We start from the raw sequence: 25982 nt of genomic DNA, 5'->3' as shown, positions 1-25982 counted from the left end.
TGATTATTTAAAAATATAATGATTTTTGGTATTCAAACGCTTTAAGTAGCAGCACGAGTTTCTTAATAAAAATACCCATGTTCTAGTGCCCAAATGATTTTTTCGGCATCTTCTTCACGAATATGCTTGCCCGAATGTTTGGATACAAAATCTATTAGACTTTCAAGAGTTTTGTAACCATTTTTTCTGGCTTGCTCGGCCTGTTTTTCTTTCCCTTCTCGCGTAAAAGCATTTGCCTTTTCAAAGTCCCGCTCAGCATTATCTAACTGTACGAGCAACGCATTCCGTATTCCTGCAGGTTGGATATCAGCTTTTTCCACCAAACTCCTTACTGCATGAAGGTCTAATTCCGCCGGCAAATCATTCGAAAAGGACTGACCTACGAAAATGTTATCGAAATTGTATGTCCCGGGATCTTCCATCGCTAGACGTATTTCAACAATCGATGACTTGTCAATATCACCACTAATTGATTTTAATAACAAGGGAACTCTGGACCATGCATTCGTCAACGCTTTTGTAGCAGCATGGGTTTTCGCGGTAGCTTTCTTTCCGTCTTTATCAATCAATGTCACCGTTACATTGTTCTCTTTTCCAGTTGCATTAAATACATCGAATAGAAGATATTTTGGATAGTCGTTTGTTTCATCAGCTAAATTAACAGAAGCCTTTATACTTACGTATTGCTGATTGACATCTTTATTTCCCTTGTTATCTACGATCAATTTAAGCGAGGCATCGCCATTAGCTTTATTCTCAAAATCCAATGACGCAGTTGCCAGGCTTCCCGTTTCAAATGTAGCACCTTCATCAAGTCCTTCAAAATTCGCAACCCATGTTCTTACATCAGAGTTTCTAAAATCTGGATTTGCGTAATTACGGATTGTATCTACAAAATAATCGTTCCGCTTAAAAGAAGTATCTGTCCCAACTTGACTCCATTTACTACGGATTTCCTCTTCGCTGTCTCTTTGAATATTTACTTTTGAAGGATTTCCAGTATACATCCCCCAACTACTACCATCTCCCGTAACCTTATAAGACCAAGTTGTAAAACTCCAACCTTGTTCCTCGTAAACTTTCAGAGCATAATCCCAGCTTTGTAGATTATTAAACAACGTAAATTCCCCAACCAACAAAGGAACATTATAATTTGTCATCTCATTGACCATAGGAATTTTCGAATCTGTAAATCTCTTTTGCGAAGGGAAACTATCTATATTATCCCAGCCATAAAAATGATAGGAATATACAACATTTTCCCAACCGTATAAGTCAGGCTTTGGCAAATGATACGGTTCCCATATCGCTTCAATAAACATCATATGATTTTTATCTTTCGCTCTCACAGCTTTATAGAGCTGATCATAAAAATCAAATTGCTCAATTCCAGTAGCGCCGCCTGGCTCATTTAACAAGTCATAACCCGCCAGCCATTTTTCGTCCTTATATCTTTCCGCTATTTGTTCCCAAAGGAAGACGGTTTTGTCCATATTTTCTTTATTTCCAAACAAGCTGCCCTTATCTGGGCGGGTCGTATCTCCTGAATGGTCTTTACCATTTTGAGAACCAGGGGCTCCATGCATGTCTAAAATGACATACAACTCTCTTTTAGCAGCTTCTTCAATAAACCAATCCATTCGTTCAAAAGCTGTAGCCTTTAAGCTGCCATCATCGTTAAGCATTTCAAAGTATGAAAATGGTAAGCGAACGACATTCATTCCATCCTGCTTGATATTATCAAAATCGGCTCCTGTCCAATAATTGTCTTGGTACAGATTGATAAGCTCCCAAGCAGTCTTTTCTCCAAATCGATCCGTCAATGTTTTGATTGTTGTTTTCTGATCTGGTGAATTCGTTGGTGACATCCAACTTTCCATAACTAACCAGCCACCTGCGTTCGTACCGCGGAGAAGCACTTCATCTCCTGAACCATAATCACTACGCATTTTCTTTCCATCTGCTTTTAAAAACGGAGTCGGATTTTTATCGATCTTATATTCATGAACAGCGATTTCACTTTGAACTTGCCCCTTTATGGCAATCGCTTTTATTACCGTATCTTTGGAAACTTTTATTGGTTGTGAATATTTTTTTGACGAAGTAGTAGGATTTTTCCCATCCGTCGTATAATAAATCGTTGCACCCTCGGAAGCAGAAAGCTCAATGGATTGGACCACCGCATACGTTCCCGCGGCTGGGGATGCTTTCGTTTTAGCCAAATCTGCTTTCTGGTGAATGATATATTCAAACGTGCTTACTTCACTATAAATATCGCCTTTCGGGTTGTACGCTACGGCTTTAAGGTTCGTACTGGACTCCAGTCTTAAAGGACCTTTATAAAGTGAAGACTCTTTAGTTGGAACGGTTCCATCTGTTGAATAATAAATGTCTGCACCAACGGAATACGTACGCAGTTCAACAACGACAAAATTATCGTATTCCCCTGATGGATGATAAGCCGTCGGTTGATCTGGCGGAATTGGTGGAAGATTTTTCGCAAAAAATAGTTGGTCAATATAGTAGATACCTTCATTCCATTGCCCTATTCTGACTTCACTAATCTTCGAAAAATCGATTCCTGAAAAACTACTCATCGGCACTTCATATCGTACCCACTCATTTTTCTTCGTACTCATCGCCTTCCAGCCTAAGTCTGTCGATTTTCCACTACTATCGGTTAAGGAAATTTTTATCGTATTATTCCCTTGTGTATCTTTAATGTAAAATACAAAATACTCCATACCAGTCGCATCAACTGGTTGCCCTTTTGATTTGATACTAATACTCGCTTTGCTTACACTTGGGTCCCCGCTAGATAGTACTTCATACTTAAGGGATTGCCTTCCTTCATACACCTCGTTTGTAGATAACGCACCAGTTGCACCTTGAGCTGCTGTAAACATCGCATCAGCTCCTTCAAAGTCTTGAAATAAGATTGCGTCATCAGGAATTTTTGCATACTGTTGATTCGGCAAAAGTGTTAGCATCATAGCCATGATAACGACAACTGAAAATACTTTTGCATATTTCCCCATCACTATTCCACCTTTTCAATAATTTTTATGTATAGAAAATTAAGCGCTTACAATATTAAAAAATGTGAATCTACTAATCTGGATTATAACATATGAAAATCGTGTTACAGGATCATTATTTGATGATTCCTATCAATCAGAACTTTCGAACTATTACTTACTGATCCTTTTTCCTAAAGAGATTTACTTACTAATATGCTGATGTTTATTGTCAATCAAAGATTGATGATACATTTTACAATATTTAAGATTTGTACCGCCAAATGACTAAAGCACCAATTTTTAAAATCAAATTGACAGTCACAATCACAACCATTAAGTTTTAGTTGTATTTACATTATTTTGAAATACCCGAAAAAAGGAGGATGCAAAAATGGCCAGCAAATCTTTTGAAGGAAATAAACCGAAGAAAGTGGAAGACTTTGAAATGATTGAAAGGAGTGCTCCGTTTCAAGAATTACTAAAGGCGAAAAGGAAATTTCTAGTTCCATCCATCATACTTTTCATTACATTCTATTTACTCTTTCCCATACTGATTTCCTATACCGATATTATGGACAGACCGGCAATCGGGGATATTTCTTGGGCATGGATTTATGCGTTGCTTCTATTTGTGATGACTTGGACCTTAGCTACTATTTACATGAAAAAGGCTGTAAAATTCGACAGCATGGTTGAGGAAGTGTGGGAAGAAACAAATGAGGGGAGGAAAGCACAATGAATCCAACAGTCATAGTCTTATTTCTAATCATTGTTGCCATGACACTTTGGATAACGTACTACGCCGCAAAAAGAACAAATACTGCGAATGAATTTTATACAGCAGGTGGTGGTTTAAAGGGGTATCAAAATGGACTAGCAATCGCGGGTGACTATTTATCAGCAGCATCTTTTCTAGGAATTGCTGGAGCGATAGCACTCACTGGATTTGACGGCTTTTTATTTAGTATTGGTTATCTTGTTGCTTATCTCGTCGTCATGTTCATTGTTGCTGAGCCACTTCGTAATCTTGGCAAGTACACGCTTGCCGATATGATTAATTCACGTTTTGATGCAAAAAAAGTAAGGGCAACCGCCGCATTGAATACGGTTACAATTGTTATTTTTTATATGATTGCGCAATTAGTTGGAGCAGGTGCCCTAATTCAATTATTATTTAAAATTGATTACTGGATCGCCGTTTTAATCGTCGGCGTCATGATGACGATTTATGTCATGTTCGGCGGGATGACAGCAACGAGCTGGGTACAAATTATTAAAGCTGTTTTACTGATGCTCGGTACGATTATTATTTCATTTTTAGTCCTTTCACGCTTTCATTTTAATATTTTAGAAATGTTCAGCACGATGAAAAACGCAACTCCCTTAGGAGAAGCTTATTTAAATCCAGGAGTTAAATATACAGTCCCATTGGATACCATTTCACTTATGATTGCACTTCTTCTTGGTACAGCGGGTTTACCTCATATTTTGATGAGATTTTTCACTGTAAAAGATGCAAAAACAGCTCGTAGTTCCGTTATATGGGCAACTTGGATTGTTGGTATTTTTTACGTGATGACGATATTCCTTGGATTTGGTGCTGCCGCTTTTGTTGGCGCTGAATCGATTAAAAGCAGTAATGCTGCAGGAAATATGGCTGCACCGCTCCTTGCACAAGTACTTGGCGGTGATGTGTTAATGTCCTTTGTCTCAGCGGTTGCTTTTGCCACCATTCTAGCTGTTGTGGCAGGACTTGTATTATCTGGGGCTTCCGCTTTCGCACATGATATTTATGGCCAAATCATCAAAAAAGGAAAAGCATCCGAGAAGCAACAAATGAAGGCTGCTAAATATGCTGCACTCGGTGTTTCCGTTCTATCTATTTTGCTCGCATTATTTGCCCAAAATTTAAACGTGGCCTTTCTCGTTTCATTAGCTTTTTGTGTTGCCGCAAGCGCGAACCTTCCTGTCATTATTTACACAATTTATTGGAAGCGCTTTAACACAACCGGTGCGATGACCGGAATGTTAGCAGGATTACTGTCATCTCTCATTCTTGTTGCCATTAGTCCTAATGTGATTTCCCAGGTAGAGGGTGCTGCCTTTTTCACAGGAGATCCGATTTTCCCATTGACGAACCCTGCACTACTTTCAGTTCCAATCGGCTTCATTGGAGGAGCAATCGGAACCCTTTTATCTAGTAGTCAGGATGCAAAACGTTATGCAGAAGTAAAAGTAAAAGCAAACACTGGTTATCGCAATCATATCAGTTAAAAATCTATTGGCTGCTGAAAGCAAGGATCAGCAGCCAATTTTTACTTACATTTATTTATTGGATTACTTAAAATGGGTGGTCCTAATTTTTCTATTTTGGAGTTAGAAGGTCTTACTTGTACTTCCGCACCTTTCATGATGGCTGTAATATCGTCAAATCTCCCTGCCCAAGTTGGACTATCAAGTTCCGGTGTTGGATAAAGCTTGAAACGCCAACTTATTTCATTTTTGATAAAAGCAAATCCTTCGTACGTATCATACTTTCCGAATGATGATGGCTCTGGTAAATGGAGGGCATGGACGCTGATGCTCGTTCGTGGAAAACTCGGTGTCAATTTAACTTTATAGAGAAGTGCTACTCCTTTGGCGTTGCGATCCTGTTTGTGTACCGGTTCCAATACTAAACTGCATGGTAATATAGGGGCTGTAGTCGCTTCGACAATAGTAGCAAAACTTCCAAAAATAGCAAAAAGAAAAGTAACGAAAAGAATATGTTTCATGGCTGCCTCCATTGTTTTTCGTTAGTTTCTCTATTGTAGGGATTTTTATTTTAAAAATAATGAAGAGAATATGAGTTAAGATTCGTTCAATTGTCTTTTCCATCTGGGACAAAGTATAAATAAAACGGATTTAGTAAAAATATTACTTGAAAGGAGGTATGGAATTTGGACATTAAACGAGTTCAAGAAATTATTAATTCACCAACGATGACCAATGTAAATTATCGTGGAATACCCGTTTATCTCCAAGAAGTTAATACTCAAAATAATACTGTAACGATTTTTCCTCTTGATGAAATGGAAAATAAACAGGTTGTAGATATAGAAGGTTTAGTTGAATTAGGTCCATAAAAAAAGGAGGTTACATAAATGAACAAGCAAAGAGCAGCTGAGATCGCGGAATCACCTGATATGAAACATGTGACTTATAATGGAAAATCAGTTTATATTCAGCGTGTCGATAATCAAAACGATACAGCGCGCGTTTTTCACTTGGATGATCCAGGAAATGAGTTTGATGTGTTAGTGACTAATTTGTTAGAAAAATAAGGATAGCAAATGAGCAGGGGCATATAGGTCCTCTGCTCATAAATGATTAAATGATGGAACACCCCGTGTAAGTAGTTTTACTTCAAAAAAGAAATACCACGTCACAATAAAATCTTAATGTGGAAACGGTTCTCTCCATACTCCTCTTGTATTATCTTATCATTGACTGCCTACTTACCTTAAATGCTTCCGTCATCATTTCCCTTCAACTAGATTCTTTGATGTAACTTCTATGATTGATGAATACTCATCTGCTACTATATTAGCTCCTGTACTATTGAAATGAACCCCATCCAATGTAAAGTGCAATCCTCGCTTTTCAGATAAATCATCAATCTTGGAGTGTGATTTATAAAAAAGAGTTTCAACCATCATTTTCATCACACTCGTACCAATGTAGTCCGAACTTTCAACTGTATCGAGTTCCATTAAAAATATGGATTGCATATTCAAGAACGTGACATTGGAATGCTTTCTTGCTAAAGTTTTAATAATATCTGTCAACTCTTTCAATTTATTATTAGTGGTACTCCTTGGATTTTCTCCTACTAGCGCAGGTGATACGACAACTACCTGTTTCGAAAAATTAAGTACTAATTCTAGAACATTCTCATAGCAATCTTGAAATTCTTCATTATTTTCGACGACTGGCTGAGCTTGAACTTTTAGCAATTTTGAAAAAACATCATTTACTCCAATCCATAGAAAAGTCAGGTCATATGTCTCTTCTATCTCTGTCTCAGTTAGTCTTTTATACAAGCTTTTAACCGTTTCTCCTGGTTTTCCAAGATTTTTAAATGTCATATTTTCATATTTTTGTTGGAGAATATGGGCAAATGATACTCCGGGCCTTCCTTCTGTTAAACTATCTCCAATAAGTGCAATTTTCATTGTGATCCTCCTTGATTATCTCACTGCTCCTAGAAAAATATTTTGTATGTGTAAGAAGTAGTTTCAATGAACGTAATTCTTACGTATTTGTCAATTTCTCAAAAGCTTCCTTTTCTAAATGTTATTGAATTCATATAATTTTCAACTCTTTCTGCACTTTATGTTTATAGTCAATATATCCTTGGTCAAAATTAGGACTGATATTTTCAAATTTGCTCATACCTTCTCCCCAACGTTTTATTTGATACGTAAAAATTCTATTTTTGACTGTAGGATCATGTTCAATAAAAGTTTGTATCTCATCTTCATTTTCAGCATCAATGACAATTGCTCCACCAGTTAGATCAGCGTATGGACCTGCTAAAATAACCTTTCCATGATTAAAAGCTTCTTGAACATATACCGCGTGTTCTGGCATAAAAGGTTGATTATGAAAAATGACATCCTCTCTCCAATTTTGACCTGGAGCTAACAAAATCAAAAATCTCATTTTCATTACCCTCCATTATTATTTGAATTATCTTTACAATCAAACCATACATTAGTTCCCAGTACTTTACAATCACTTGAAATTTGAGAATAGAAAAACCCTGAAGGAACTATTTATCCTTCAAGGTTTAAATCCATCAATATAAATTCTATTAACCTATTGCCAACTCATTATCAAAGGTTTCTAGGCAAAAAATTGCCAAGTTACGAGTAAATAAATGAAAATGATGACACTCACTATAGAAAATGAATAGAAGTATTTTTGTATTTTTATTAAGTTAGACTTCCGCCATTTGATGATCATCCAAATGATTGAAAAGATCGCAATCGCTGTGAACAAGTAGTTAAATATAATATGAATAACAAGCTCCGAATAGGCACGATAGCTATTAGACAGTAATCTATAAATCAATATAAATATATTAATGATCATAGCTACACCAGCAAGATGCAGTGTGAAATTTCCTCTAGTTGTTGATGAAGCTTTTCTCTCTTTTTTCCTCATTTTAAGATTATGAATTAGCAATACGATGAGTGAAACAAGTAAGTATCCGATACAAACTATGGCAAGTACCAAGTGGAAAATAAGTATCAGGGTTCCCTTTCCTTTTGGTAATGGCATATAATCTGAGATCGCTGTAGAGACCTGCTGGACCTTTCCATTTTCTACATGAAAATACATCATATGATTTGCTTCAAATAACGAATGTCCGTCTATGAGTCTATAAAGATAGGGACTAGTTTGAAGGTACTGGGCTGATTGCCCTGCAATACTTACTTTTATCTTATTTTCACTTTCTACTGTAATTTTGTAAGGGATCAAATAGTAATAAAGATTCAAAAAGCCATTATGCATCCTGCGAGCAGTAATATAAGTACCTTCAAGTTCCTTTGAGTCTGGCATTTTTTCAACAGTTGGTGTGATTTCACCTAGTCCGACTAGTTCTTTGATTAAACCGTAACTCATCTCAACTTCGGAAGCTTGGTTTGTTAACACTATTACAGCAAATTGTTCTTCTGGGACAATTTGAAAATTGCTTGAAAAGGAAGCGGTATTTCCTCCATGCGTTAATCCTCTCGATACACCATCATATTCCCAAAAACCATGGGCAATATCCATCATGTTTTGATGGGGTGAATAGCTTTGTGACAACATCTCTACCAACGTATCATTGCTCTTAAATAATGGTGAAGTTTCTCCTTCTTTTGGCATTAAGGCCGCTGCAAATTTCGCCAAGTCCTCTGCCGTCCCATTCAAACCACCACTTGGATACATGGACATATAAAACCAACTCGATGCTTCAAACGTTGCAGGTTTAACTAGTTTGTATCCTGTTGCTTTATTTTCCACTAAATTTTGATGATCATGAAGTGTAGGATGAATAGAAGAATGATTCATTTCAAGCCTTTTTAAAATATGGTTCGAAACATAATCATAAAATTGTTCCCCTGTAATGTTTTCAACAATCAATGCTGCTAGAGAAGTTGAATAATTGGAATAAGATACAACTTCGCCTGGTTTATACACTTGTTTTGGTTCAGCTATTTTTAATCCTTCTTCCAAGGATCTCACATCTTTAGGATTGGGATATCCTAAATCAAACACATAATCCTCAAATCCAGCTTGATGATTCATTAAATCGAGCATCGTAATGGGGGCATCATATTTCAGATTAAGCAGGAAACCATCTGGCAAATAATCTGAAATATTTGCATGCAAATCAAGCTCATTTTCTTCCACTAGTTGCATGACGGATACCCAAACAAAAAGCTTCGTAATCGACCCCCACTCTAACACGGTTGTCGATGGATTCATTGGTTGTTCCTTCTCAATATCAGCAAATCCGTATCCCTTGGACAAAACTATTTCATTATTTTTCAATACGGCAATCGATGCTCCAGCTGTCGTTTTCCCAATATAATCCTCCGCATAATCGTCAACGAAAGCTTCTAAGTTAGTTAAAGAAATTCCTGAAGGGGTAGTATCTTCTGCGGCTGATATATGCAACGGAAACGTGAGTACGCCAAGCACGATGATTACAATCAAAATCTTTTCAAACAATTAAATCCCACCCCTCCCTTAAACAGAATAAAGTTACGTTTATATACATCATATTGTATATAACTAAAAAAACCTCAAAGAATAATCATTTCTCTAAGGTTTTTAATCTTTCAATCTAAATTCCAGTATCTGTAGACAGTTTTAACCTACTGCTTTGATAATCTTAATCATAGCGTTATAAGCCAAGTTGTGGGACTTCCCACTGGCTTGGTTAACGGTACCTGTAAAGTATAGGTCCCGTTCAGGGTAACAGAATGCAAAAGCACCTGATTGCCCCCAAAAACCAAGGATGTCCCCAATAGGTTTAAATGGAGATACAATTCTAGGAACCCATAACTTCTCTAGGCCAATCCCATAGTAGAATTGTGATGGACGGAAAATAAAGTTCCATTTTTTTAAAGTCTCGATTTCCTCTTTTTGAAATAAACGGCCATTGAAAAAAGCCTTAAGAAAAGTCATCATTTCTTGAGCTGTGGAGACAATGCCCCCTTCAGGAGTAAAAGAAGGACATGAGATGAATTTAGGAGCATGAAAATGCTGAGATTTGTAGTAGAGCGAAACGGGTCTCGTATCATGTTCATTTTCATAAACATATGTTTTGGACAAGTTAAGTTCATTAAAAATATAAGATTGAAAGACTTCCTTGATACTCATTCCTGTAATATTTTCTATGATTCTTCCTAAAAGTTGATAGTTTGTACCGCAATAGCTAGCTTTTTGACCAGGTTTAAATTGTGGTTTGATTTGCTTAATGCTTTCTAGCGTCTTCTCTAATGGCCATGCTTCATCCTGACCATTAAAGAGATCTGAACCTCCTGATTTACCATTAGCTTGCTTTTGAAAAAAATAGTCCGCAATACCTGAGGTGTTGGAAATAAGATGTTGAATGGTGATTTCATTTGAATAGTCCACGCTATTTAATACGTGTAATCCATTCATTATGTCATTGGAAAGATGAATGGATATGTTATCCTCCAATTGTAACTTCTTTTCTGCTCTTAATTTTAAAATGACGGCTGTAACAAATAATTTCGTGACACTGGTAATAAAAAACTGATCATCAACGTTAAGGTTTCCTGCTGAACCAACCCATGAAAAATTATTTTCATGTTCCACACATAACACAGCACCGAAATTGTTTTTCTCTTTCACCATTTGCTTAACTGTTTGATTCAATAACGACTGATCAACAAAAGACTTCTCCAATGTCTTTAAGATTTGGAACCCCTCCTATAGATTTTCTTTAATTATCTCACTTAGTTATTTCTTCCCTTTTCGTGGCAAGTTCTATATTGATATCTTTAGCTAGTTGTTTGACATCACAATCCTATTTAAGCTTCAAGGCCCTTGAGTTGCTTTTGTGGTTTTGGGCGACTGGTTTCGAACCAGCGCCCATTGAATATAATGAATTATTTTTGGAAGCTCAAATCTGGATCATTTCAAATTACTACATCAATACAAATTCCAATATCCGAATATCCATAAAAGATTCAACGTTACAATCGTCAAAAGAGTATAATGAACACGCCCTCTTACTCTCCACTGCTTTTTCCACCATAAGATTATTGCAAATACAAGCATTGCTATACCTAAAATGGACATCGCTACTGGGATTAAGTCAGTAATAGGGCTCCATGGAGGCAGCATCCCTAAGGCTGCTTTTGGCAATCCATATACCGGATCCAACGCACCTGCTGAGCCTACTCCAATTATTAAACCTATCGTTAAAATACCGTACGATATTGCAACCCATTTTGCAGTAAGCGCCGCTTTGGAATATTGAGTTTTTCTATGTTTGACGAAACGAATAAGACCTCTTAATCCCCAATACATTAGACTCCCTAAAAATAACAGAACAACTATAATAATTGATAGAAATGTAAAACCACTAGAAGAATACCAAGATGCTTTTGAATACGTCATTGGTCCATCAGTCGCAAGCATAGTATTACCAAATGGATCCTTGTTAAAGGCTATAGTTCGGAATTCTCCATATGCATCTGGAGATCTACCTTCACGGAGATTGTGATAAATACCTGGTTCTGTTTCTACAAAACGATTTTTTTCTCCATTAAGAGTAACTTCTAAATAACCATCTTCATCCACACCAACTTGAATCAATCCCATCGTCAAGCTTACTAAGCTTTCGGAAGTCGTAAAGCTTCTGCGGTTTTGATGATACTCACCGGCATATTGTTCAGCACGTTCCTTAGCACCCTCCGGGATGGAAGAAGTAAATGTTGCTGTTGTTGGAAAATAGTGATCTAGTAATTCCTGAAAAATTTCTGTGTGAGTTAAAAAATTATTTCCAGTATATGAAATGAAAAATCCTAGATTTTTTTCTGGTATTAAATACAATCCTGAATCAAAAAGTGTGGTGCTTCCACCATGGAAAAGAATCCGTTGTCCATTAGCTGTTTTTTCAATAAAACCTAGTGCCATCCCATCTAAACTAGGATGATGCGAAAATTGTTGCTGAAACATTTTCTGAACCGTTTCCTCTTTAAGGATTCTATTCCCATTCAAATTTCCAGATTTTAGATAAGCATTCATAAACTTTGCCATATCTGATGCAGTACTACTCATACTTCCAGCTGCCTCTGGAACATATTCGAATTTCCCCTCATGAAATTCTCCATTAACATATCGATAGCCATGTGCCAAATTATTGGACAACTCCGCTGGTAATGGCTGGCGGAAGGTACTATGCCCCATTTCAAGGGGCTTATATATATTCTGTTCTACATATTCTGAAAAAGGCACTCCTGAAACTTGTTCAACGATATAACCGGCCAAAGCGGTTCCATAATTCGAGTATGCCACAACCTCACCCGCTGGAAATACTCTGGCAGGTAAATACTGACGTACATATTGATCAAGCGGAAGTGCTTTATCAGAAGAAAGTCTAAAAATGGAATCCGCGTAATCTTCGAACCCAGGTGTATGGGTCATTAAATGTGTAAGGGTAATTGGTTCTGGTTCAGCATTATTGGAACCTCTTGCAAGTTTGGCAGGAATCTCAAAATCTAAATATTGATTAATATCAGTACTTAAATCAAGCTTTCCTTGTTCGACAAGCTGCATGATTGCTGTCCATGTAAAAAGCTTTGAAGCGGAGCCAATCCTAAACATCGTATTCTTAGCATCAACTTCTTTTTTTTCATCTATATTTGCATAACCGTATCCTTTTTCAAAAATAACCTCACCATCTGATACAACCGAAATCGTTGCATTTGGAATATGAGATTCTTCCATCTTTTCCTGAACTACTTTATCCATAAATGTTTCTATATCAGTAAAGTCTGTAGAACTAGCTGCAAAAGATGACGGCCTGAAACCCATCATTAAGCTAGTAAACAAGCTTATAATAAACACCCATTTATATATTTTCATACGTGTTTTATCCCCTCATGTTATTTTTAATGTGGTTCATCAACCATTCCTTTACTTAGGCGAGCAGAAGTAATGACATCGGTAGCTGTACTGTTTAAAAGTTCTATCCCTCGTTCTTCACTAAATTCTTTCGGAAGCAAGCCGTTTGCTACCATAACAGATAATCCGACGGTGAACACCCTCATTTTGAAAAAAATGGTCATTAGTTCTTCCTCCGAAAATCCTTCCAAGTTTGAATCGCCTTTCATTAATTCAACAAGTCCGTGACCTATATCCTCGTCATAGTTTTCCATGTATTCGGTTTGCTTCATGACAAGATCACGAAATAGAACACTGTACTCACTTGCAAAGCGAAGACTTGCTACACCAATATCGCGAAATGGGTGGCCAGAATTTTGTTCACTTAACAGCTGATTACTTAATTCAATGATTTTTTTCATAACCTCCTTCTTGAGCTCATCAACATCGCTAAAATTCACATATATCGGAGCAATCGAACTCCCCAATTTTTCGGCAACTTTACGAATTGATATGGTTTCCATTCCTTCTTTTTTAGCTATTTCAAATGCTGCATCAATGATTTGTTCTTTAGAAAATTTCTTCTTGGGTGCCATTTTGGATTCTCCTTTTAATATATATCACCTGTTACATATCATATGATTCATATCATAAATGATTACCAAATTTTTGTAAAGCCTATTAGTAAAAAACAACCAAAAATACATCGTAATTTTTTTTACTCTTTGACGTAAAATGCTTATTGACATATAGAGTAAATTTTATTACTGTATAAAGTAACAAAAGAAAATGAAGACCCAATTAATCACTGTGTAAGCATGGTGAAGATAGGACTTACCGCTGAAATAAGACCTCATCAACAACTACTTTCGAACACTCCTTGATTAGACCTATGATGGGGAAAAGCTTGGGCAAGCAAGAACAAATACGCAAGCGCCTGTTATGCGACGTACAAACATTTTAGGGTTCTGACGAGATAAAGGAAACACTGTAAGCCTTGGCGAACCGATGTTGACTTATCGTAGGAAGAAACCAAAAGTTTGCTAGTCGCTAGGCGCTGAAGCTAGACGGGAACTACCTTCATAAAAGTTATCCACAAAGTTCCAATCTATAATTCCCTTGTAAACAGTAAAAAATCATTGGGAAATCAAAATTGATTGGCCTGTATTCAGTGGAAAAAAAAGATGAAGCAAGTAGAGAGAGAAAGACAACGAACATCTGATCAAGCTTGGATGCTATCCAAGAATAAGCACATCAGACACGAAAAAACCAAGCTAGTATCAGCGAGGAAATTATTAGACATTAGAATTCTTATATCCATCGAAATTCAAAAATCATTATAAGAGGGTGTTCAATATGGAAAATTTACGACTTAACGTATCTTTATTAAAAAAGAGAGTTCCAAACCTTACAAGTGCAGCTCGTGATGTTGGGTTACGACCTGCAACTGTTTCAAATTTATGTACTGGAAAAATCCCCGTAGGACGTGCAGAGGTTAAGACGATTGTCGCGCTTGCCTCTTTAGCAAAATGTAGTTTAGATGAACTAATATTAAGAGGTGAATCCGTAGAAATGATCGAAACGAAGATTAAAGTATTGGATTTATTTGCGCCAATTGCCAAAGGTGGTACTGTAGGTTTAGTCGCAAGGCCAAGTATGGGGCAGCTCGTTATTTTAAATGAATTATTCCGCAACCTGAAAAAAGAAGGCTATGTTACGATGCTCTTAAAGCCTGAAGGCGAATATCCCGGATTAAAAGAAGTAATTGAAGAAGTTGATATCGTAACGCATTCAATTAAAGAAACGTATGAAAAAGTGAAAGAAGCCGACCAACAAAAAGATATCGTCTTTGCGACGGATCGAGAACATGTATTAACGGGGGAAATCTTTGACCTTCAAGAAAAATTACAAGAAGAAGGGATTTATAATGTAACAACTTTTCTTGTCGATCTAAAAGGAGAAGTCGTAGATGAAAATATTCCATACGGCCCTCTTGAAACATTATGGTATTTTGATGCAGACCTTGTTGCAAGACAAAAATACCCAGCTGTCAATCCGATATATTCAACATCTACTGTTTTAGAAGGAGTTTATCTGGAGGAGTTTCATGTAAGTATCCAACAACGAGCACAAAAACTGTTACGTAGATACCGGGAGCTACGTTCCTTGGTTAGTGTAAAAGAAATGGAAGGAATCCCAGCTACTGAATTACAAACATTTCATCGCGGCGAGCGCCTAGAGGCTTATCTCACACAACCATTTTTTGTCGCGGAGTCTTTCACAGGTCAGAAAGGCGAAACCGTCAGCATTGCAGATACTCTAAAAGATGTCCAATCCATTGTCAGTGGAAGTATGGATATTGTACCTGTAGAAAGTTTACTTTATATTGGTAAGATACAATAAGAAAGAATTATGAAAAATCGTCACTTCGTAAAATGTTGGTGTAACTTTCATTTTAGATAGAAGTGACGATTTTTTGATTAATATTTTTTAAACAAATATAAGGATACAATTTTTTGACAACCTCATCTAATATAACCTTAGTGGTGTTCCTTTCCAACAATTCTTCTTTATCCTTATACTAATCCCACTCAGTTCCAGAATATTTTCGGAATGCCTCCATGCTCACCTGGATTGAATCTATTTCATTTAGCTTTGTATGATCTTGTTCTAAAATAATATATTCTAGATTAGGCGCAATTAAAGCAGCATTGATGATATCTTGGATTGGCATCATTCCTGTTCCAATTTCGGTAAAACAATTGGTATTTATTGTATCTTCGAATAGTGTGAAGGTTATTGACTCTTTGTCATCAATGATTCCATCAAACATTTTCACCGGCTGGGGTGCATTTTTAGGAAAATCTTTCTGATGAAGAAGAATGAGTCGATCACGATATTTTTCAATTAACTTTAAAGGGTCCTGCCCGCCTCGCATGATCCAATATGTATCTATTTCAGCATAGACCAATTTAGGATCCGTATGTTCCATGATTAAGTCGTAAACCATTTTTGAACCAAACCTTTGAAACTCTTGATAGTGATTGTGGTAATAAAAGCGCATACCTCTTTCCTTACACAGTTCTCCTACTTGATTAAACAATTCACATCTACGTAATAAATAATCCATATCTTCATATGGAAAAAACTCAATATCACAGCCGATTTGATTATTTCCTAATTCTTGATGGTAGTCTAACACAGCAGGAAGGCGTTCTAGATTCAGCGGATTAATATGACAGCCTATAATAGACAAGCCTAAGTTATCTAACGCTTTTTTCATGTCTTTTGCTGAAAGACCGAAGCCTACTCCATTATCTTCAAGTGCGTTATGGTTGGCAGCTTCCACATACTTGTAACCAGCTTGAGAAATCTTTTCCAAAGTTTTAAAGGGTTCTACTTTTAGCGAATTGCGTACAGAGTACAGCTGAATACCTACTTTTAACATGGCAACCACTTCCCTTTCCATCATTTATTGTATTAATACTCTAATTTCTTTTATTTTCCTCCTTTGGATATTTTTATAATTTGAAGGAAAACTACATAATGGAGGTGAAGACAATGCCAAAAACAAAAAGAACAGCCAGCAATATTGCAGGCATGAATCCTGAAAAAGGTCCAAGTTTTGGGGCAGGCATGAATGAAGAATATGCGACCGAACCGTTAACAGCAGCTCAAAAACAAAACAATAAGAAACGAAAGAAGAAACAATGAGGGAAGTAGGAGCAAGAGACGAGAGCTTTTGCTCCTACTTTATTTACTCAGCAAAAAGTGGATTATAGGCTACCATTCACAGGCGCTTACAGAGGTTTTCATGTATGGAGATTGTGGATTCAATGAGGACCGCTTCATCGGAGACAACTAAAGCACTTGATGTTTCAATGGCCAAAACTGCCATAACTGGATTAAAAGCAAAGGACACTATGGGATTCAATTGTGCTAGTTGTTAGTGGTATGGTTACTGTTTTTATAAGGCTTATTAAAAAAAGAGGAGAATCCACCGTCTCCTCTTTTTCAAGTTATTTATTTGGATAAATAATCTCGTCGATAATTCCGTATTCTTTCGCTTCTTCCGCACTCATGTAGTAATCACGGTCAGTGTCTCTTTCTATCTTCTCTATAGACTGTCCCGTTCTGTCAGCGATAATTTTATTCACATGCTCGCGTAATTTTAGAATGCGTTTTGCAGATATTTCGATTTCTGTTGCTTGACCCCTTGCGCCACCTAGTGGTTGATGAATCATGATTTCACTATTAGGCAGGGCCATCCGTTTTCCTTTTTTCCCAGCTAGGAGCAGCATTGCCCCAAAAGAAGCTGCCATTCCAGTACAAATTGTCCTCACATCTGGCTTGATGTATTCCATCGTATCAAAAATCGCAAAACCCGCAGAAGTTGATCCTCCAGGACTATTTATATAAATTGAGATGTCTTTATCAGGATTGTCCGCTGCTAAAAATAACAATTGGGCTACTACACTGTTTGCTACTTGATCATTTATTTCGTCACCTATTATAATAATCCGATCTTTTAGGAGCCTTGAATAAATGTCATAAGAACGCTCACCACGACTGGATTGTTCAATTACATAAGGGATTGAATTCATCTATACTCCTCCAATTCGTTTTCACTATGCAGCCATACAAAAATGGCTTGAAGGAGAGTGTGTGGAATGTGGTTGTTTTGTACTTACTACCAGCTTCGGAATAACAGCTTCACTTTCTAGAGAATGGAAAGACGGAATTGCTTTTATCAACTCATTTGGATCTTGGGCATGTAATGCTTGATAAAATAAATCAGATAGTAATTCTTGTTCCTCCTCACACCAAAACGGTTCAACTGAAAAACTAGCTTCCGTTTGATTGCTTTTTTCTAATCGTTTTTTTGTTCGAGAAATAACCGACTTAACCGCTATTTCTGTCGTATTTAATACCTCTGCAATTTCTTTCGCTTGGTATTGAAACGCTTCTTTTAACAAAAAGATGACAGCTTGTTTCGGAGTAAGTAGCTTTCTTAATTGTTGAATGATATCAATACTATTTTCAATCCGTGCTGCGTTGTTTGATGATTCAACTTCAATGAACTCGTTATCTGATCCAAGCTTCTCATGCTTTCTTTTCCTGACCATATCAACCCAACAATGATAAGCAATTTTTTTTAATAATGCAGGTGTTATTTCGTGTTGTGTATGTCCGTACTTCAGAATTGCTTTTACCATCGATTCTTGGGCAATATCGTCTCCGTCCCACTTATTTTGCGAAAGAAAATAACAATATTGTTCTAACCCAGGGTATAGCTGTTCAATCTTGTCTTCCATAGGAAAATCATCTTTTTTATTATCCCTAAGCTTGGTGTACATTCATTTCCACTCCTTTTAACACCTCTCTACCTTTTAAACGAATGAAGGTGGATGAAAAGATACGGGGTTAAAAAATTTTTTCACACCATAATCTCATTTATAAGATATTACTAATCAAATGGAGAAGGTATAACATCATTAGGCCACACCGAGTTAATGGAAAAACGATACATAACAAAAAACAGTTCCCGGTCTGTTGTACGAGTAATTATTTAGAGATGTTAATCAGGATTGGATTGAGAGCAAGAAAGAAAGCAAGAGTTTGACAACAATATAAAACCTTATTCGCTTCTCATACTCTTTACTTCCTCCATCAAATAATTTACAAAAGTATCATCTCTGACAAGCCATGCTTCATAATTTCTTTTTAAAAATGTTTCCGCTTCGTCAAAGCTAGAAAAAGTCTGATCCATTTTTGTTTTATAATGATCAATGGCCCAGTCGCATTCGTTTAAAGGATATATAAGAAATATTTCCTCTCCTCGATTTTTATAAAAAGTTCCGAACAAAGACCGTTTGACATTATAACGATTTCGATTAGCATCTTCCCGCAATGACTCTAGGTGGAATGTCCCCAGCACAAACTCCTTGTAAGCTTCCTCCACTAAAGAGCAACCAGATGCCTTGGCATGCCCACCTCCACCGAAATGGCCAGCCACCTCGGATACATCAATGTGGTCATGTATCGTTCGAAACCCTACTCGTTTTCCACCCATATTTAAAATGGCGATATAATCAAGATGCGGGTATTCTTTTCCTAGTTCATTTCCTAGTTCTGAATGATAGGATTCTGCATAAACGACTCCTGCATAAAGGCCGCCAACTTTAGTTTGAACAATCTCTCGTTTTTTCCGGCTAATATAGCGCTCGATTTTATGTTCTTCCATTTCTAAAATTTTTTCTTCAAATTCGCTAAAATCGAAATGTGTGCTTGATTTAAGCCTGCTGATCATTTTTTCTTCAAATTCCTCAATCGAAACTAAGAAAAAGAGAGCATTGAGCCGATGAGCTTGATGGTTGTCATTTTTCTCCCATTCCCACGTATCATATTGCCTGACCAATTCTACAAATTCCTCAACGGCTACAGATGGTTCGATTAACTGGTTCGTAACAAGGTACTCATAAAATAACGAAGTTGCTGACGTTAATTTTCCATCTTCATCCTCAACCACGACACGCCCCCACTCATAATCATTGAAATGAACAGATGTAATATGGTGATCAAGCAGCTGTACCTTTCCTCCAGCTTGATAAAAAGCATCTAGTCTTTTTTCGTTTTCTTCATTAACAGACAAATCAGTAATGAACAGAAATGTATTTCTGTCCTCATTTTCAAAAAACCACTCTACTTCACGATTGAGACCCGAAACGGAATTATAGCGAACTTTTACCCCTTTGCCAAAAGCGAGCTTCGCTAAAATACCACAACCAACTCCATCCAAATCAGTATGGGACAATAGTTTATACATGTTATTTTCACCTCTGAAAATAGTATGAGTTCAAAGAGTGAAAATTATTGACGTTCTTTTCCTTGTAAGTGTGAAAGCTTTTCTGGATTAGCGACCATATAAATACGGGAAATCTTATCATCAAGGAACTCTATCGAGACCACATAGGCGACATAATCGTTGATTGATATGACGACGCCTGGATATCCATTTACAACTTTGAATTCCATTCTCGAGTTTTCAGGCATCTTTTTCATAATGCTTATAAATAAAAATACGATTCGCTCTGGCGTATAGATTGGATTTAGCGCAGCTTTCACTTTGCCGCCTCCGTCGGAAATATATACTGCATCTGTTTTTAACAATGCTAACATTTGATTGATATTTCCGTTTTGGAGAGCCATCGCAAATTGTTCTACGCTGCTCCTCATAGATTGAAAATCCAATGTAGGAGCTGCCGGTCGGTTTACCATGCTTTTTTTAGCCCTGTGAAAAATCTGCCTGCAATTAGTAGATGATTTTTCAATAATAGTTGCAATTTCTTCATAGCTATACTGAAAAACTTCTCGTAACAGAAAGACAGCTCGTTCATCTTCAGATAACTGCTGCAAAAGCAAGAGATAAGCTGTTGAGATAGATTCCTTCATCAAATAAGTATGAGAAGGGTCATTATCTTCATCTACCAATGGTTCAGGCAACCACTCTCCGACATACACCTCGCGCTTACTGGCAGCCGAACGTAATTTGTCTATGGAACTATTCATCACAATCTTACATAAATACGCTTTTTTGTTTTCAATGACCTTTTCGCTGCTTACACTGTTATAAGTTAGGAATGCCTCTTGTACCAGATCTTCGGCATCCGCAACACTACCCGTCATTCGGTAGGCGATCGAAAATAACAAAGGTTTATACGTTTCATATAACTGTTCAGTTTCCAAAACGATTATCCTTCCTTTGCAAAAATCATATTGTTTGTTTGTAATATTTGATGTGCCGCTCGCTTCCCGCTCGCAACTGCGGCATCAGCTAATACTTCTTCATGACCCGCCCAATCTCCTGCTATATAAATTCCGCTCATTTCTGGTATACTCGGACCCGGATTTTCTTTTCGTTTCATGTGTGGGAAATCATAAGATACCGTTAGTTTTGGTAAAAATTGTTGCACAACCACTTCATGTCTCCATCCTGGATGAAGCAAATCCATCACTGATTCTAATTGTTTCTTATCTGCATGTACGTTAATTTCTTCAATAGGATTATGATATTTTACTAAACTTACAACTAGTGTCCCGTCCTCACTTAGCTTTGCTGCTCTTGATTGGTTTGTGAAAAACAAAGCTTGGTCGAGCCCTATCGCAAATTGGTGTCGTGAGGTAGGCAACTTTTTCAGGCCTAAATCAATACAGCTTGCCGTAACAGAAATTGCATTTTCATTCCATTGATGTAGAGAGGTTTGTTCCGCTCCTTTAATCATTTTCATAGCTTCTTTTGGAGGAGCTGCAACGATACAATCAGCTACGTCAAAGACCGTCCCATCCGAACATAGTATGCTTTGATAGTCCCCATGATGCTCAATGTTTGTGACATTTTTATTTGTAAATATATCGACTCCAGACGCTATTGCTTGTTGCTTAAGTTTTTGGATAATCGTTTCCCAGCCTCCATCCACATATAAAACCCCGCCTTTTAAAGAACGTTGCACTTGCTTTAATACTGGCTTTGCAAGCTGTAAGGTCGGTGCATTTGTATACGTCGTCAATCGGCAAATCGAATAAAATATATGCCTGATCATCGGATCGCTTATTTCTGCATCAGCCCACTCCTTAAGGCTAACTTCTGGAATAGAATTAACATTTAATTTCATCAGCCTTAACATTAATTTGCCGAACACAAACTTAGATTTCCATGATAAAAGAGAGGACGACATGATCGATGTAAAATCTGTTGGAATGACTTGAACTGAGTTATTGAGAATGCCATGAATTTGTACGGACTTTGAAGCATTTCCACCCGGAATGGATATTCCAAGTTCAGTTAAAATCGTCATGGCATCTCCTGAAAGATACAATCCATGTGGTCCCAAATTCATTAGGACCCCATTTTTATCGTTCGTCATCGCTCTTCCACCAGGACGATTCGATTTTTCTAAAACAACGACCTTTTTTCCTTCTCTAGCCAAAAAATTTGCTGCTGTTAATCCAGCCAAACCTCCACCTACGACTGCAACATCATATTTAAACATAAAAAATCCCTCCTAAATATCGTTCTGTAATCAAAACGATTAAGGAAAGGATTTTGTGACAGCTAATATTAGAAAATCAAAAAACCTTAAGGCCTTCTAAAAAAAAATTTAATTAAAAAATAAATATTTCACCTCATACCTACACAAAGGGGGTGTCCAAAAAGTCATAGTAATTGACTTTTGGGAGTCCTCTCTTTTTATTTAATTTGCTCTCTTAACCTGGATTGTTGATTTCCGCTGCAGCTGTTCGCTTTCCGCGGGCGGTACGGGGAGCTTCCTCGGCGCCAGCGCCTGCGGGATCTCCCCTGCCGCGTATTTCCGCAGGAGTCTCACACCTTCCGCTCCAATCAACATTGTACCAATATCAATTATGTGCTTTTTTAATTGATTTTAGAGCTTATTAGACAGCCCCTTCCTAATCTTTTAGATTTTAATTACATAACTTTTCCTCCAATTATTCCTGAGTCACCCATTATAGAAATTTTTCATTTTTCACATCATCAATCTAATTTGTAAAATAACCACATTTGCGCAATTCCACCCGGGAGGTCCTCCCATGTTCCTACATTCTCATTTTCAATACTTGCCCCACCCACATCTAGTGCCTTTCCGCTAGCGACATTGAGTAATTTGTAATATCCATTGCCTACATGGACTAATTTCCATTTTTGTATATCAGCCCCATTCCAATCTTGAACATTCACATTTACCCATGCCTCTGCAGGGTTGCCATCTAGCGAAAGCACTTTACCATTGGCAGGATGAATAACTTTATAACTTCCATCTGTCAACTCAACCATTTGCCAAGTTTGAGAAGCTCCTCCATTCGAGTCATCCCATGCTAACACATTATTCCTTTCATCGACGTGCAATACTTTATTTCCATTAGGATTCACTAGTTTATAAGTTGCACCCGCATCAATTGAGAAGCTGACTTCGCCGGAGATCTCAATATAATCAATTTCAACCAAATGTTTTTTTTTCATAAATTGTATGGTATTGTTATATCCTTTTTTAAGATCAACATCCATTGTAACTGTACTGAAATTGTTATTGCCAGTACTTGGATAAGTTAAAATAGACTGAGATCTTCCATTAACAGATACGTAGTTTGTCGCATCTGCCCCTGCATAATTGGAATACGTAACCGTCATGGTATACGTTCCTGCCTCTGGAACATTTATATCCTCAATGAGCAGGGAGCTATTCACATTATTAAGGGCTACTGTTTGATTGGAAGCATCTTTTCTACTATTTAATTTTACTTTATGAAGAGTGCCGTGTTCCGCTTCAATTTTATATTCAGCGGATGGAACTTCTAAAGGACCATTCGTTGGAACACCAAAGTCTGGTGTGCCATCATCATTCCAAGTGATTTTTTGCATCCTTGTTGGACGAGCTCCACATCCTTGTCCAGGTGCACTGTTACCATGGTAAACAATCCAATCTTCACTTCCATCTTTTGATTGAACAAATGAATTATGCCCTGGACCATAAACACCATTTTCGATAGATTTACTAAATAATGGCTCTGGTGATTTTGACCAAGAATCAGGCTCTATTAGATTACTATCCACTGAAGTTGTTAACATTCCGATGGCATAGTCATCTTCCCAACAGGCACTTCCTGAAAAGATGAGGAAGAGTTTATCATTTCGTTTCAGGATGATAGCGCCTTCATTTACGTGCATACCTTTCTTTTCCCATTCATATTCTGGATAAGTCAAAATAGCATTTTCTCCACTTAATGTCCATGGATTAGACATCTGAGCAATCGCTATAGCACTTCCATGTTGACCAGACCAGTTTCCATATGCTGCGTACGCGAAATACATTTGACCATTATGTTCAAATACGGTTCCATCAAGTCCGGAGTATTCCGTATTAACTTTGCCTTTATCAACCCATTCCCCTTTTAAAGGATCTGCAGAAGAATTCTCTAGAACGTAAATCCCGCGGCATGCATCTCCACATCCAGTGTTGGCCGTATAGTAGATATACCATTTTCCATTAATATAATGAATTTCCGGCGCCCAAATGTCTCTTAAATGTGGTGGAGTGGTCCATACCGTTTTGCGCTCGCCAAGGTCAATTCCAGTTAATGTTCTTGACTTCCATATATCAAGCCTATGTCCTAAAGTACGGGTAAAATAATAGTAACCATCTGAATGTAGCATAACGTATGGATCTGCTCCTGCAGTATTAACAGGATTTATAAATTCAGAAGTGGATATATTTCTAACAGTCCTAGAATTAGCTTTCATTTGCCTCACCTTACCTAAATTAATACTCTTGGAAGATGAATCCAAGGGATATGTCCCAGTAATGTTTTCAGCGCTAAATGAAGATGTAAGTAACAGCGAATATAACAGCACAATTGTAGTAATCCAGAGAAACTTCACTTTATTCCGCATTTTTTGAAATCCAACCCCTCTCAAATTATTTTATTTAAAATTTTGTATCGTCTCGATTGCTTTAAGTAATAAACACCCCCCTCTTACAAAAACTGTTATATTTAGATTCCATTTTTCCATTTTATTTACCTTTAGAAATTATCAATTTAGGCATTTATAACTAAGGTTAGTTGTTTATTTCAGGATTTTAGTCGTGGCTTCCATAAGAAAAGGTACACACGAATTCACTTTTAGGTGACTTCGTGTGTACCTTATTGAACTTGTAATGCGTTAAATATCCCCCTATATGTTGTTTTATAACAAAGGAATTTATGACAGTAAATCATTTGCAAATAATCTTTTCAATACTTCATAGTGAATAGATAATACATGGTAGCAACCTCAAGAACATGCAATTCTTGGGAAGATAAATCAATATTGATTGTCTGAGGAGGCAGCAGTTTATCATATGAAATTTCAGCTAATGTCACTCTTGTTTCATTAACAATAAACGTTCTCCTGTCGCCAAAATGTTTATAGATAAAATACTTATTTCCTTGACTTGTATGTATTTCCATTCGAGGTTCGGTTTTAATTTTGGATTTATCGATGAGTGCAAAATCGCCTAGATTACTAGATTGGCCGCTCCAGCTACTACGTAACCACGACCTCCAATCCATATTTTCCTTCAGTTCACAAAATAATTCGGAACTGGTATCTTCAGCGCGAACATTTATGACAAAATCTGAACTCATTACTCGGTCAATCGTTTTTTGGAAAATACCGCCGTAGAATCTCTTAAATGAACCAACCTTAACTTGCTGTTCATCGAATATATCAATTGATTTGGTACTCCCTTTATAAAATGGGAATTTATATGTATATAAAGTCATGAATGCACTCCCTCATTATAAACACTATATTTCATTTATGCGTGGCTAAACTAATTAGCTTTTTAATAGTTGGAATATCGGCAGGTGCCCAGTCCAATGTTTGTAGTTCATCTGGTAACAGCCATTGGATCGCCACATGTTCCGTTAATTTTGGTTTCCCATCTATAAGCTTACAAATATATGTTGTTAAATGAACAATACCAAAATGATATTCATAAACAGTATGTTCCATTTGCTCCCCTACTTCGATTTCACAGTGCATCTCCTCTTTGATTTCTCGCTTCAAAGCATCCTGCGGTGTTTCTCCTTTTTCAATTTTCCCACCTGGAAACTCCCATTTTAGCGGAAGGATTTTACTAGCACCTCTTTGTGCACACAAGATTTTCCCGTTATCAACGATGACTGCCCCAACAACATGTATGTCTTTTTTCATCGTAACCTCCATCAACT

23 protein-coding genes are annotated in these 25982 nt (G+C 37.1%); 6 read left to right on the top strand and 17 right to left on the bottom strand.

The window, feature by feature from the left end:
* Positions 1 to 62: 62 nt before the first annotated feature.
* Positions 63 to 3038, bottom strand: coding sequence for a chitobiase/beta-hexosaminidase C-terminal domain-containing protein (locus tag KHA93_RS21475; RefSeq protein ID WP_213112584.1), 2976 nt, complete (start codon positions 3036 to 3038; stop codon positions 63 to 65).
* A gap of 373 nt (positions 3039 to 3411) precedes the next feature.
* Between KHA93_RS21475 and KHA93_RS21470 the strand changes: the two genes are divergently transcribed.
* On the top strand, positions 3412 to 3759 hold the full coding sequence (locus KHA93_RS21470) for a DUF485 domain-containing protein (RefSeq protein WP_213112583.1): 348 nt from the start codon (positions 3412 to 3414) through the stop codon (positions 3757 to 3759).
* On the top strand, positions 3756 to 5294 hold the full coding sequence (locus KHA93_RS21465; RefSeq protein WP_213112582.1) for a solute symporter family protein: 1539 nt from the start codon (positions 3756 to 3758) through the stop codon (positions 5292 to 5294). The genes KHA93_RS21470 and KHA93_RS21465 overlap by 4 nt, the downstream gene beginning before the upstream one ends.
* 41 nt (positions 5295 to 5335) lie before the next feature.
* Here KHA93_RS21465 and KHA93_RS21460 read toward each other — a convergent pair whose 3' ends face one another.
* A complete protein-coding gene (locus KHA93_RS21460) occupies positions 5336 to 5794 on the bottom strand; it encodes a YoqH family protein (RefSeq protein ID WP_213112581.1) in 459 nt (152 codons plus the stop codon).
* A 165-nt stretch (positions 5795 to 5959) separates the two neighbouring features.
* Here KHA93_RS21460 and KHA93_RS21455 point away from each other — a divergent pair, with 165 nt between their 5' ends.
* Both KHA93_RS21455 and KHA93_RS21450 read left to right on the top strand, forming a co-directional pair.
* On the top strand, positions 5960 to 6145 hold the full coding sequence (locus KHA93_RS21455; protein WP_213112580.1) for an H-type small acid-soluble spore protein: 186 nt from the start codon (positions 5960 to 5962) through the stop codon (positions 6143 to 6145).
* Between the two features lie 18 nt (positions 6146 to 6163).
* Complete coding sequence (locus KHA93_RS21450) at positions 6164 to 6343, top strand: H-type small acid-soluble spore protein (protein ID WP_213112579.1); 180 nt, start codon at positions 6164 to 6166, stop codon at positions 6341 to 6343.
* A gap of 195 nt (positions 6344 to 6538) precedes the next feature.
* Here the strand turns inward: KHA93_RS21450 and KHA93_RS21445 are convergent, their stop codons facing one another.
* From KHA93_RS21445 to KHA93_RS21420, 6 genes are all read right to left on the bottom strand, one after another.
* Entirely contained in the window at positions 6539 to 7234 is a 696-nt protein-coding gene (locus tag KHA93_RS21445) for an SGNH/GDSL hydrolase family protein (RefSeq protein ID WP_213112578.1), read from the bottom strand.
* A gap of 130 nt (positions 7235 to 7364) precedes the next feature.
* The gene (locus KHA93_RS21440; RefSeq protein ID WP_213112577.1) at positions 7365 to 7724 is read right to left on the bottom strand and encodes a YciI family protein; all 360 of its coding nucleotides are present in this window, start codon (positions 7722 to 7724) and stop codon (positions 7365 to 7367) included.
* Between the two features lie 183 nt (positions 7725 to 7907).
* On the bottom strand, positions 7908 to 9785 hold the full coding sequence (locus KHA93_RS21435; RefSeq protein ID WP_213112576.1) for a serine hydrolase domain-containing protein: 1878 nt from the start codon (positions 9783 to 9785) through the stop codon (positions 7908 to 7910).
* Positions 9786 to 9926: 141 nt separating this feature from the next.
* Entirely contained in the window at positions 9927 to 10991 is a 1065-nt protein-coding gene (locus KHA93_RS21430) for a serine hydrolase domain-containing protein (protein ID WP_233711268.1), read from the bottom strand.
* 246 nt (positions 10992 to 11237) lie between these two features.
* Complete coding sequence (locus KHA93_RS21425; protein ID WP_213112575.1) at positions 11238 to 13178, bottom strand: serine hydrolase domain-containing protein; 1941 nt, start codon at positions 13176 to 13178, stop codon at positions 11238 to 11240.
* A 26-nt stretch (positions 13179 to 13204) separates the two neighbouring features.
* Positions 13205 to 13792: a TetR/AcrR family transcriptional regulator gene (locus KHA93_RS21420; protein WP_213112574.1), complete on the bottom strand. Its 588-nt coding sequence runs from the start codon at positions 13790 to 13792 to the stop codon at positions 13205 to 13207.
* A 760-nt stretch (positions 13793 to 14552) separates the two neighbouring features.
* Here KHA93_RS21420 and KHA93_RS21415 point away from each other — a divergent pair.
* Complete coding sequence (locus KHA93_RS21415; RefSeq protein ID WP_213112573.1) at positions 14553 to 15599, top strand: P-loop NTPase family protein; 1047 nt, start codon at positions 14553 to 14555, stop codon at positions 15597 to 15599.
* A 178-nt stretch (positions 15600 to 15777) separates the two neighbouring features.
* Here KHA93_RS21415 and KHA93_RS21410 read toward each other — a convergent pair whose 3' ends face one another.
* Complete coding sequence (locus tag KHA93_RS21410) at positions 15778 to 16668, bottom strand: sugar phosphate isomerase/epimerase family protein (RefSeq protein WP_213112572.1); 891 nt, start codon at positions 16666 to 16668, stop codon at positions 15778 to 15780.
* Between the two features lie 89 nt (positions 16669 to 16757).
* On the opposite strand from KHA93_RS21410, the gene sspO reads away from it, so the two are divergent.
* Positions 16758 to 16910: a small acid-soluble spore protein SspO gene (sspO, locus tag KHA93_RS21405; RefSeq protein WP_213112571.1), complete on the top strand. Its 153-nt coding sequence runs from the start codon at positions 16758 to 16760 to the stop codon at positions 16908 to 16910.
* 305 nt (positions 16911 to 17215) lie between these two features.
* Here sspO and clpP read toward each other — a convergent pair whose 3' ends face one another.
* The 8 genes from clpP to KHA93_RS21365 all read right to left on the bottom strand — a co-directional run bounded on the left by clpP (position 17216) and on the right by KHA93_RS21365 (position 25965).
* Positions 17216 to 17800, bottom strand: a complete 585-nt coding sequence (clpP, locus tag KHA93_RS21400) for an ATP-dependent Clp endopeptidase proteolytic subunit ClpP (RefSeq protein WP_213112570.1) — start codon at positions 17798 to 17800, stop codon at positions 17216 to 17218.
* A gap of 24 nt (positions 17801 to 17824) precedes the next feature.
* Positions 17825 to 18553, bottom strand: coding sequence for a sigma factor-like helix-turn-helix DNA-binding protein (locus KHA93_RS21395; RefSeq protein ID WP_213112569.1), 729 nt, complete (start codon positions 18551 to 18553; stop codon positions 17825 to 17827).
* 281 nt (positions 18554 to 18834) lie between these two features.
* Positions 18835 to 20022 carry a DHH family phosphoesterase gene (locus KHA93_RS21390; protein WP_213112568.1) on the bottom strand — a complete coding sequence of 396 codons (1188 nt, stop codon included), beginning with the start codon at positions 20020 to 20022 and terminating at the stop codon, positions 18835 to 18837.
* 44 nt (positions 20023 to 20066) lie between these two features.
* Entirely contained in the window at positions 20067 to 20942 is an 876-nt protein-coding gene (locus KHA93_RS21385) for an RNA polymerase sigma-70 factor (RefSeq protein WP_213112567.1), read from the bottom strand.
* 5 nt (positions 20943 to 20947) lie between these two features.
* Positions 20948 to 22246, bottom strand: a complete 1299-nt coding sequence (locus KHA93_RS21380; RefSeq protein ID WP_213112566.1) for a phytoene desaturase family protein — start codon at positions 22244 to 22246, stop codon at positions 20948 to 20950.
* 500 nt (positions 22247 to 22746) lie between these two features.
* Entirely contained in the window at positions 22747 to 24510 is a 1764-nt protein-coding gene (locus KHA93_RS23765; protein WP_213112565.1) for a family 43 glycosylhydrolase, read from the bottom strand.
* A 491-nt stretch (positions 24511 to 25001) separates the two neighbouring features.
* Positions 25002 to 25532, bottom strand: a complete 531-nt coding sequence (locus KHA93_RS21370) for a tubby C-terminal domain-like protein (RefSeq protein ID WP_213112564.1) — start codon at positions 25530 to 25532, stop codon at positions 25002 to 25004.
* A gap of 31 nt (positions 25533 to 25563) precedes the next feature.
* Positions 25564 to 25965: a (deoxy)nucleoside triphosphate pyrophosphohydrolase gene (locus KHA93_RS21365; protein WP_213112563.1), complete on the bottom strand. Its 402-nt coding sequence runs from the start codon at positions 25963 to 25965 to the stop codon at positions 25564 to 25566.
* Between the last annotated feature and the right edge of the window lie 17 nt (positions 25966 to 25982).

The organism is Lederbergia citrisecunda, assembly GCF_018343695.1.
In the GTDB taxonomy this organism is placed as follows: Bacteria; Bacillota; Bacilli; order Bacillales; family Bacillaceae_C; genus Lederbergia; species Lederbergia citrisecunda.
The sequence above is the reverse complement of the archived record's forward strand: the minus strand, read 5'-3'. Positions and strand labels throughout refer to the sequence as shown.